Source organism: Allosphingosinicella sp. (assembly GCF_036387215.1).
Taxonomy (GTDB): domain Bacteria; phylum Pseudomonadota; class Alphaproteobacteria; order Sphingomonadales; family Sphingomonadaceae; genus Allosphingosinicella.
On the sequence record NZ_DASVUE010000421.1, the window covers coordinates 1 to 2,735 of the forward strand.

At 66.5% G+C, this 2,735-nt stretch carries 4 protein-coding genes; all 4 read left to right on the forward strand.

Annotated elements, in window-relative coordinates:
• The coding region (locus tag VF662_RS16040) for a DUF3089 domain-containing protein (RefSeq protein WP_464142957.1) at positions 1–1,037 on the forward strand (1,037 nt) is incomplete at its 5' end.
• 87 nt (positions 1,038–1,124) lie between these two features.
• Complete coding sequence (ybgC, locus tag VF662_RS16045; protein WP_464142958.1) at positions 1,125–1,574, forward strand: tol-pal system-associated acyl-CoA thioesterase; 450 nt, start codon at positions 1,125–1,127, stop codon at positions 1,572–1,574.
• 41 nt (positions 1,575–1,615) lie between these two features.
• On the forward strand, positions 1,616–2,275 hold the full coding sequence (gene tolQ, locus VF662_RS16050) for a protein TolQ (RefSeq protein ID WP_464142959.1): 660 nt from the start codon (positions 1,616–1,618) through the stop codon (positions 2,273–2,275).
• 163 nt (positions 2,276–2,438) lie between these two features.
• Positions 2,439–2,735 (forward strand): ExbD/TolR family protein (locus VF662_RS16055; RefSeq protein ID WP_464142960.1); only part of this gene is annotated, 297 nt, incomplete at its 3' end.

Consider the following 2,735-nt stretch of genomic DNA (forward strand, 5'->3'; position numbering starts at 1 on the left):
GCCGCGACGATACATGCGGGAAGCCGCTGCCGACGACGGCGCTCAACGCGAACGGCTATGGCTCGGTCGGACAGAGTGTGCCGAACAAGGCTGCTGCAGTCGATTGCTTCTACGTCTACCCCACCGTCTCAAGGGATCCGATCGACAATAGCGACCTCTCACCCGGCACGGAGGAGCATGCGGCCGCCGCGGTCCAGTTCGCCCGCTTCGGAAGCGTCTGCCGTACCTTCGCGCCCTTGTACCGGCAGGCGACGCTCGCTGCCCTCATGCGGCAGGCGATGGGGACCGCCACCAACACGGTTCAGACGATGGACCTCGCCTATCGGGACGTGCTTGCCGCCTGGCGCCACTATCTGCAGCACCGCAACCAGGGCCGCCCCTTCGTCCTGATCGGCCACTCGCAGGGAACGATCCACTTGACCCGGCTGCTCGCGCAGGAGATCGAAGGGACGCCCGCGGCCAGGCGGATGCTGTCGGCGCTGCTGATCGGCTTCAACGTGGAAGTGCCGGAAGGGAAGCTGGACGGAGGAACCTTCAAGCAGACGCCGCTCTGCACGAAGGTTGGCCAGACCGGCTGCGTCGTCTCCTACGTCTCGTTCCGGGCGGGCAGCCCGCCTCCGGCCGGCGCGCTTTTCGGGCGCGCCACGAAGCCGGGAATGACCGTCGCCTGCACCAATCCGGCTCGGCTGAAGAAGAGTCCCGCGCGGCTGGACAGCTATTGGTATGCGGGTCCTGCGGGGCAGGGAACGCCGAGCTCCATCAAATGGTCTGCGGGCGGCGCGCCGCCGACGGCCTTTCTCCGCACCGACGGCCTTGTCTCGGGAACCTGCGTAAACAATGGGCAGCTGGGCTATCTGGCAGTGACGGTGAATGCCGACCCGAAGGATCAGCGCACCGACGAGATACCGGGCGACGTGGTTCTCGCCGGCGCCGTGCAGCCCGGCTGGGGCTTGCACACCGTTGACATGAGCCTCGCTCAGGGAGACCTCATCGCCCTTGTGGAGGCGCAGGCAGGGGCTCTCCGTCGGCGGCGCTGAGACTGCGTCGAACGAACGCATTTTTGAGTCGGCTCGGCCCGTTCCAGCCTTTCGCTCGGAATCTCCGCTCGTTAGAGCCATTGGTTAATGGGCGGGGAAATCGACAGGCCGTATTCGGGCGCGTTCGTGGGCAAGACCCACCGCTTCGCGCTGCGCGTCTATTTCGAGGACACCGACACCGCCGGCATCGTCTATTATGCCAATTACCTGCGCTTCATGGAGCGGGCGCGATCGGACATGCTGCGCGCCGTCGGCATCGACCAGCGGACGGCGCTCGAGAGCGGCGAGGGCGTCTATGCGGTCGCCGAGGCCCACATCAAATATCGGGCGCCGGCGCGGCTGGACGACGAGCTGGTGATCGTCAGCCGAGTCCTCGAAGTGCGGGCGGCGAGCTGCGTCATTCATCAGCGAGTCATGCGCGGGGATGAAATCCTGACCGACGCCAGAGTGACGGCGGCATTCCTGACGCGGGAGGGCCGGCCGAAGCGCCAGCCGCGCGGGTGGGTGGAAATATTCGAACGGCTGAAAGGGGATTAGAGCAAGTGGCTAATGTTGGAGCGGCGGCAGCGAGTGAAGCGATGTCGCCGGTCGCCTTGTTCATGCAGGCCGACATCGTCGTCAAATCGGTGATGATCGGCCTCATCCTCGCAAGCATCTGGACCTGGGCGATCATCATCAGCCACGCCTGGCGCATCCGCCGCATCAACCGCGAGGATGCGCGCTTCGAGCAGGAATTCGCCCGCGCCGACGACATGGACGATTTCTACTCTCTGCGCGGCAAGGAGGATCTGCCGAGTGCCAAGGTGTTCGCGGCCGGGATCGGCGAATGGCGCCGCTCCACTGCGGGCAAGGTCGTCGACAAGGAAGGCGCGCGATCGAGGCTCGCGACGGCGATGCATTCGGCAGTCGCGGCCGAGACCGATCGGCTGGCCGAGCGCCTTAACATCCTGGCGACGATCGGCTCGGTGGCTCCCTTCGTCGGCCTGTTCGGCACCGTCTGGGGCATCATGCGCAGCTTCAGTGACATTGCCGGGGCAAACAACACGAGCCTCGCCGTCGTCGCCCCCGGCATCGCCGAGGCCTTGTTCGCGACCGCGATCGGCCTCTTCGCGGCCATTCCGGCGGTGATCGCCTACAATCGCATGAGCTTCGGCATCAACCGGATCGAGGCGCGCCTCTCCCGCTTTGCCGACGGCTTCCACGGAGCGTTGAGCCGCGAGCTGGAGCGGGAGGGATGAGGGTGACGCCAAACCTTCTCCCCTCCCTGGAAGGGAGGGGCCGGGGGTGGGTGCGAGCGAAGCGAGCCTCGTGCCTTGCCACCCACAGCGGCGCAGCCGGCATCGAGCCGGCCACAACGCTCAACCCACCCCCCGCCCCTCCCTTGCAGGGAGGGGAGCTCTGATGGCGATGGGACCGATCCTCGGCTCCAACCGCCGCGGGCGGCGGACGCCTATGGCGGAGATCAACGTCACTCCGATGGTGGACGTGATGCTGGTGCTTCTGATCATCTTCATGGTGACGGCGCCGCTGCTCGTCGCCGGCGTGCCGGTGGACCTTCCGGACAGCAAGGCTGGTGCGCTCGACCAGGAGGTGAAGCCCGTTCAGATCTCGCTCGATCCGAGCGGCGCCATCTTCGTCGACGACGAGCCCGTGACCGAGCAGATGCTTCCGGTCCGGCTGGGCGAGATTGCTGGCGCG

Bases quoted from the DNA above. Each gene is read 5' to 3' on its own strand.
- ybgC (WP_464142958.1), top strand. From the start codon at position 1,125: ATGGGCGGGGAAATCGACAGGCCGTATTCGGGCGCGTTCGTGGGCAAG.
- tolQ (WP_464142959.1), top strand. From the start codon at position 1,616: ATGTCGCCGGTCGCCTTGTTCATGCAGGCCGACATCGTCGTCAAATCG.